Below are 7601 nucleotides of genomic sequence, written 5' to 3'. Positions count from 1 at the left end.
TCGGGGCTGACCACGCAGTTCGTTGTCGGCGGCGCCGATGACTGCGACCGCGAGTACCTGACCGCTGCCGTGTGGCTCTACGGCAAGCTGTCCCTGCGCCGGGTGTACTACTCCGCCTTCCGTCCGATGCAAGGCTCTCCGCTGGAGGGTGTGCCACCGACTCCGCCGCTGCGACAGCACCGGCTATACCAGGCAGACTGGCTCCTGCGCGACTACGGCTTCGACTTCTCCGAGCTGGCCTTCGACCAGCAGGGCAACATGTCACTGGCGGCAGACCCCAAGCTTGCGGCCGCGCAGTCCCATCCTGAGCGTTTCCCGGTCGAGGTGAATCGCGCCAGCCGCGAAGAGTTGCTGCGAGTGCCGGGCCTGGGACTGCGAGGTGTCGAACGCATCCTGAGGGCGCGCCGGGAGAGGTCAATCAACAGCCTACCGGCTCTGCAGGCCCTTGGCGTTCGCGCTCAGACGGCCCGCAACTTCCTCACCCTCAACGGCCGCTACAGCCCATCACCCGAGGGCAAGCAGTTGCGCTTCGCCTACTGAGCAGGTCTGCCACGGTCTGTTCGGGAACCGGGTTCTCGTGCAACCCGTCCTCACCGGTCTCCTCATCGGCATCGCACTGGTCGTCCTGGCGCTGGGCATCTTCAGGGCCGCTCGCGCAGGTCTGCCCGGACCGCAGCGTCTCGTCCTGGGCCCGCTGCGAGCGCTGGCCCTTGCACTGCTGATGCTGGTGGTCGTGGGGCCGACGAGGGAGCGTCCCCGGCACGAGACACTTCCAGCGCAAGTGGCCGTCCTGGTCGACGACTCCCAGAGCATGGGCCTGCCGGAGGCGAAGTCGGGCCAGAGCCGCCTCAGCGCCGGGCTTGCCGCCGCTCGTGAGTTCCTGGCCGCACTGCCGCCGACGTCCCCGGTCTCAGCACGCTGGTTCGCCCTGAGTGACCCACAGCGAAGCATGTCCGATCCTGCCTCCCTCACGGCCCGAGCTTCCGAGACTGACCTGGTGTCAGGCCTTCGCGGGGTCCTTGCTGCGGAGCATCCTCAGGCCATCCTGCTGGTCAGTGACGGTGCCGACACCCGGTCAGCACGCGGCGACGACCTTGCACGGTTGGCGCAGGCTCAGGGCGCGACCCTCTGGGCTCTGTCTGTCGGTGCCGATGCTCCCCTCAAGGATCTCGCTGTGGACCTGGTCTCGGCGCCCCGCCGGGTACGAGCGGGCAGCGACTTCGAGTTGCGAGCGGGTCTTCGCGCGACTGGTCTCGAGGGTGCCTCCGTGAGAGTGCGACTGGAGCGAGATGGCAAGCCCGAGCGAAGCCTGAACCTCTCCGCGCCGGCCGCCGCCTCGACTCTGAAGCTGAAGCTTCGAGCAGGTGCCCCGGGGCGGTACCGCTACAGCCTCCGGGCCGATCCGGTTCCGGGCGAGCTGACCCCGGCCAACAATGAACGCAGTGTGCTGGTCGAGGTCGTGCCCGACAAGCCCCAGGTGGTGCTCATCTCCGGCGCACCGTCGCCCGAGTACGCCGCCCTCAAACGCTTGCTTCCATCGAACCCGGACCTCAAGCTGCGGGCCTTCGTCCGGAAGACCCGACCGGCAGGGTTCTGGCGGGATGACGACCGCGCCGAGAAGTCCAGCCTTGCGGTCCTGGGTAACCTGAAGGACGTCAGCGCCGTCCTGCTGCAGGACGTCCCGTCAGAGGCCCTGGCCGGGCTCGATACGACGCTCGCCGACTTCGCCCGAGGGGGAGGCTCCCTGGCCTTCCTTGCCGGCTCCGAGACTGCCCGGACGCCCCTGCCTCGGAGTCTGACCTCGGTGCTGCCCGCTACTCTCGGCGGCTATCTTGACGAGGTCATCTCGCCTCGGCTCCGTCCGGGGGCTGATCCACTGGCGCAGGCGCTTTCGAGCTCCAACCTCCCGACACTGCGCGGACGGGTTCCCCTGACCCCGCGCCCGGGTGCCTCCGTGATCCTCGAAGCGCACGGAGCACCGCTTCTGGTCTCCTGGCAAGTCGGACGCGGCAGAGCGCTCCTTCTGGGCACCGATGGCACTCACCGCTGGGTCTTCAACCCCGCCTCCGGCGATGCAGGCGAGAGGACCTTCGAGACCTTCTGGAGCACTCTCGGCGACTGGCTCACGGAGCCGCGAGACGATCGGCCGGTGGTGGCCCATTTCGAGCGCGAGCGCTACGACGCCGGCACGGTACCACGGTTGCTGGTGGAGGTCACCGACAGCGCCCTGCGACCCGTCTCCGGTGCGACCGTCACAGCCCGCGTGAACTCAGGCAGCTCGACCCGATCGCCTCTGAAGCTCGACTGCACGCCCATGCCGGGCACTCCCGGACGCTACGAGGTCCTTGTGCCGGTACAGGCACCTGGACCCTTGCGGGCGGAGGTATCTGCTACGCTTTCGGGTAAGCTGTTAGGGGCGGACTCCGCCGAGACACAGGTGATCCCCGCAACGACGGAGATGGCTCTGTCGCGACCCGATCCCAGGCTCCTTGAGGAAGCGGCGGCAGAGACCGGCGGAGCTTCCGGCCCGGCCCGCGAGGCCACCAAGCTCGCACAGCAGGTCAAGCTTGCTCCGCAGTCCACCGAGCGGGCCATCTCGACCAGCCCGACCCGTGGCCCCTGGATGCTTGCGCTCCTGGTGGCTCTGCTCAGCGTGACCTGGTGGCTGCAGCGACGCTGGCGAGGGATGTGACCGCCATGCCCTCCCGACTGTTCAGAACGCTACTCGCAGCGCTGTTGCTGGTGGCTTGCGGCCTGGCCGGTGCAGCGCCCTTGACGGTGGCTCGCCTCAAGTACGGAGGTGGGGGAGACTGGTACGTGAATCCAACCAGCGTCCCCAATCTGGTGGCCGCGGTGAACCAGCGTACAACCCTTCGCCTCAGCCCACAACCCGCCATCGTGGAGCCCGGTTCCCCTCGGCTCTTTGACTACCCGATCGTCTTCGTCACCGGCCACGGGACCATCGCCTTCACGAGTCCCGAGCGCGAGAACCTGCGCCGGTTCCTCCTTCGCGGCGGCTTCCTGCATGTGGACGACAACTACGGGCTCGACGAGTCGTTCCGTGCGGAGGCCAGCAAGCTGCTGCCGGGCACCTCCCTGGTTGAGCTGCCCTTCACGCACCCGATCTACCACAGCTTCTACGACTTCCCGAAGGGGCTGCCGAAGATCCACGAGCACCATGGCGGACCTCCGCACGGCTATGCGCTGATCCACAAAGGTCGCGTGGTCCTCTTCTATAGCTTCAACACCGACCTCAACGACGGCTGGGAAGATGCCGAAGTCCACAAGGATCCACCCGAACGGCGAGAGGCGGCCCTGCGCCTGGGGATCAACCTCGTCGTCTACGCCCTGACACATTGAGGCTTCGTAGCCTCGCCCACAACATTGACTCTCGGCGGCCTTTGCTGCTAACCTTCGGCGGGTGATTCGATGGAGCGAAAGCGAGTCGTCATCACAGGTGCTGAGGGAATGCTCGGAACGGCGCTGCGCGAGTTGGCGCCGCCGCAGTATGAGGCTATCGGGGTAGACTTGGCTCAGGGCGACCTCACCCGTCCTCACGAGGCCCGGGGCGCTATCCAGCCGCATGATCCCTTTGCCGTTATCCACTGCGCTGCCTACACCGATGTGGACGGTTGCAGCCGTGACCCCGAGAAGGCCTACGAGGTCAACGCCCGCGGAACCGCCAACGTTGCCGTGGCCTGCCAGGAGTGCAACTGCTACCTCGTCATGCTCAGCACGGACTACGTCTTCGATGGCACCAAGGGCACGCCCTACGTGGAGACGGAGGAGCCGCATCCGCTGAACCCCTACGGCGAGTCCAAGCTCCTTGCCGAGAAGTACGCCCGCGAGTCCCATGACAAGCTGCTCGTAGTCCGCACCCAGTGGCTCTACGGCCCCAACGGCAAGAACTTCGTCCGTACCATCGTTACCAGGGGTCGCGAGACGGGCAAGCTCCGCGTCGTCTCCGACGAGTGGGGCTCGCCAACCTACACCCGGGATCTCGCCGCTCGCCTCTGGCGGCTGATCGACCTGCAGCCGACCGGCATCCTGCACTGCGCCAACTCCGGCCTCTGCACCTGGTCGCAACTCGCTCGCACAGCTCTTGAGGCCGCCGGTGCTGCGAACGTGGAGGTTGAAGACATCTCCTGGCGTGACTGGGTGAGCCCGACCAACCGGCCGCACCACAGCTCCCTGGTCAGCAGCCGGCTGGAGGAGCTTGGCCTGACGCCGCTACGCGAGTGGAGCGAAGCGGCTCGTGAGTATGCCTCAACCTACCTGCGCGCAGAGACCTGAGTTCGTTCCTTCCGACATAACCTCGAGCGTGACGCGGTCACGCCTGACCAAGCCGCAAAGAGAGGAACTGCCATGCAATATGATGTTGCCGACCTCAATCTGGCCCCTGAGGGGAAGCTCCGCATCGAGTGGGCTGACCGTCAGATGGCCGTGGTGCAGTCGATTCGTGAGCGCTTCACCCGTGAGAAGCCCCTTGCTGGGCAGCGGATCGCCGCCTGCCTGCACGTCACCAGCGAGACCGCCAACCTCATGCGGACACTGGTCGCCGGTGGCGCCGAGGTAGCCCTGTGTGCCAGTAACCCCCTGTCAACGCAGGACCCGGTCGCTGCCTCCCTGGTGAAGGACTACGGCATCCCGGTCTTCGCCGTCCACGGTGAGGATCGCGACAGCTACTACTCCCACATCAACGCTGCGCTTGACACCAAGCCCACCATCACCATCGACGACGGCTGCGACGTCATCTCCACCATCCATTCGGACCGCACCGAGCTTCTCGGCGGTCTGCTGGGCGGCATGGAAGAGACCACGACCGGCGTCATCCGCTTGCGTGCCATGGCCGCCGACGGCGCCCTCAAGTACCCGGTCATCGCCGTCAACGACGCCAACACCAAGCACCTCTTCGACAACTACTACGGGACCGGCCAGAGCTCCATCGACGGCATCCTGCGTGCCACCAACGTCATGATCGCCGGCAAGAACCTCGTCGTCTGCGGCTACGGGCAGTGCGGCAAGGGTGTTGCAGCCCGCGCTCGTGGCATGGGTGCCCGGGTCATCGTCGTGGAGGTCAACCCGATCGAGGCTCTCCGGGCCGCCATGGACGGCTTCCAGGTCATGACCATTGCCCAGGCCGCGCCGGTCGGCGAGATCTTCATCACCGTCACCGGCGACATCCACATCCTGCGTCGTGAGCACTTCGAGGTCATGCGCGACGGCGCAATCCTGTGCAACAGTGGCCACTTCGATGTTGAGATCGATCTGGTGGCTCTGGACGAGATGGCGACCAGCAAGCGCACGGTTCGCCACGAGACCCAGGAGTACGCTCTGCCCGATGGTCGCTGCCTCTACGTCCTCGGCGAGGGTCGTCTCGTCAACCTTGCCGCTGCCGAGGGTCATCCCGCCGTCGTCATGGACATGAGCTTCGCGAACCAGGCCCTCTGCTCTGAGTTCGTCGCCAAGCACGGCGGCTCGCTCACGGTCGACGTCCACAGCGTACCTGAGGAAATCGACGCCCAGGTGGCCCTGCTCAAGCTCAAGGCGATGAACATCGAGATCGACCAACTCACGGAGGAACAGCAGCGCTATCTGAACTCCTGGCAGATGGGCACCTAGACCTTCCCACGCGCTAAGCAAAGGGCTTCCAGAATCGGCCTGTGAGAGGACCGGCGCTGGAAGCCCTTGTCGTATGTGCTACTATGCCCCGGGGCCTGTTCGGCCCACGCGATCAGGAGAGGAGGGGCCTTCAGGTTGCCGAAGGGCGTGCCTTCACTGCTGAGCCGGCTTCTCCCGGCCGCCGACTGGCTGTCGCGCTACGATCGCGACAACCTACCCCATGACGTGTCGGCCGGCGTCGCCGTCGGGGCCATGCTGGTGCCCCAGAGCATGGCCTATGCCCTGCTGGCGGGCCTGCCTCCGGTGGCCGGCCTCTATGCCTCGGTCGTCGGCCCGGTCCTCTACTCCCTGCTCGGATCCTCACGACATCTCTCCGTCGGTCCGGTCGCCACCGACTCCCTGCTGGTACACGCAAGCATCGCGCCGCTCGCCGAGCCGGGCACCGTGGAGTATCTAGCCGCAGCCGCACTCCTGGCCCTCATGGCCGGCTCTCTCCAGATACTCTTCGGCCTGCTGCGGATGGGCTTCCTGTCGCACTTCATGTCCGGTGCCGTGATCGGCGGTTTCACCACCGCCGCCGCCATCGTCATCAGCATCAGTCAGCTCAAGTACCTGCTCGGGATCAGCGTGCCCTCCAGCAGCTCAGCCTTCGTGACCCTCGTGGAGGTTGGCCGGCGCCTTGGCCAAGTGCATGGGCCCACCCTCCTCATCGCTCTGATAAGCATGGCAGCCCTGGTGCTGCTGCGCCAGATCGCGCCGCGTTTCCCTGCACCCTTGGCGGTTGTCCTGGTTGCAGCGCTGTCGGTGAACGCTCTGCATCTCGAGGCCCAGGGAGTGCAGGTCGTCGGTAACATCCCTGCCGGACTGCCCACACCGCGAGTCCCGAGCCTCGACCTTCCAATGATCCAGCTCCTGCTGCCGCGTGCGCTGATTCTCGCCCTCATCTCCTACGGCGAATCCATCGCGGTTGCCCAGACTCTGGCTGTCCGCAGCAACTACCGCGTGCGCCCGAATCAGGAGCTCACCGCCCTCGGCACCACCAACCTCCTCAACTCGCTGGTCTCGGGCTACTTCGTCACCGGCAGCTTCTCCCGCAGTGCCGTCACCTACGGCGTCGGCGGGAGGACTCAGTTGGCCGGTGCTGCGACAGGTGGCACGGTACTACTGGCGGTTCTCCTGCTCACACCTCTCTTCGAGAGCCTGCCCCAGGCCGTCCTGGGTGCACTGGTGATCGTCGCCGTCTCCGGCCTTCTGGATTTCGGGCAGGCTCGGAGTCTGTACCACCTGCGGAGGGCTGACGCCTGGACGTGGGTGATCACCTTCGCCGCTACGCTGCTGCTGGACGTGCAGAAGGGCCTGCTGGCCGGGATCCTGTACTCCCTGATCGTGTTCATCTGGCGCAGTTCCCATCCACACATGGCCGAGCTGGGCTGGGTCGAGGAGGAGCAGGGCTTCCGCGATCTCGAGCGTTACCCTCAGGCCGAGACCTACCCTGAGGGCCTCATCCTGCGCGTCGACTCACGGCTCTACTTCGCCAACATGGGGTTCGTCGAGGATCGACTGCGGGAGAAGCTCACGGGGCGCCTTGGGGTTGAGTGGGTGGTGCTCGACATGTCGGGCGTCAACGACATCGACAGCACCTCGATGGCCGCCCTCGAGCGCCTCGTCGGCGACTACCACAGACGAGGGATTCTCTTCTGCCTGGCCAACATGAAGGGCCCGGTACGCGAGATGGCCGAACGCGCCGGTTGGGATGCGACGGGCACTTCCGAGATCCGCCGCGTCACCGTCGTTCAGGCCTTGCACCAACTCGGAATCGACGAGAGGAAGGACCATCGCCCTCCCTCTCGCATCTAGCCCGCATTATTCATGAGTTACTGAGGAAGTGAAACCGGAGAGACGTCGAAATGGGGTTCTGCGCCAACAGAAGGCCCTTTCGGGAGGTCTCTCCGGTATGACACAGTGTCTTGGCCAACTGC

Annotated in this window: 6 protein-coding genes; all 6 read left to right on the top strand. The window is 66.0% G+C overall.

The genetic code is table 11. From position 1 onward, the window contains the following. Positions 1 to 540 (top strand): radical SAM protein (locus ABFE16_04270; protein MEN6344495.1); only part of this gene is annotated, 540 nt, incomplete at its 5' end. 37 nt (positions 541 to 577) lie between these two features. Beyond that, entirely contained in the window at positions 578 to 2692 is a 2115-nt protein-coding gene (locus tag ABFE16_04265) for a hypothetical protein (GenBank protein ID MEN6344494.1), read from the top strand. A gap of 5 nt (positions 2693 to 2697) precedes the next feature. After that, the gene (locus ABFE16_04260; GenBank protein ID MEN6344493.1) at positions 2698 to 3360 is read left to right on the top strand and encodes a DUF4159 domain-containing protein; all 663 of its coding nucleotides are present in this window, start codon (positions 2698 to 2700) and stop codon (positions 3358 to 3360) included. A gap of 69 nt (positions 3361 to 3429) precedes the next feature. Then, entirely contained in the window at positions 3430 to 4293 is an 864-nt protein-coding gene (gene rfbD / locus ABFE16_04255) for a dTDP-4-dehydrorhamnose reductase (protein ID MEN6344492.1), read from the top strand. A gap of 72 nt (positions 4294 to 4365) precedes the next feature. After that, positions 4366 to 5622, top strand: a complete 1257-nt coding sequence (gene ahcY, locus ABFE16_04250) for an adenosylhomocysteinase (protein MEN6344491.1) — start codon at positions 4366 to 4368, stop codon at positions 5620 to 5622. 135 nt (positions 5623 to 5757) lie between these two features. Continuing rightward, positions 5758 to 7479 (top strand): sulfate permease, encoded by a 1722-nt coding sequence (sulP, locus tag ABFE16_04245; protein MEN6344490.1) that lies wholly within the window; start codon positions 5758 to 5760, stop codon positions 7477 to 7479. Positions 7480 to 7601 lie beyond the last annotated feature (122 nt).

Source organism: Armatimonadia bacterium (assembly GCA_039679385.1).
Lineage (GTDB): Bacteria > Armatimonadota > Zipacnadia > Zipacnadales > JABUFB01 > JAJFTQ01.
This window is presented reverse-complemented; position numbering and strand designations above follow the sequence as displayed.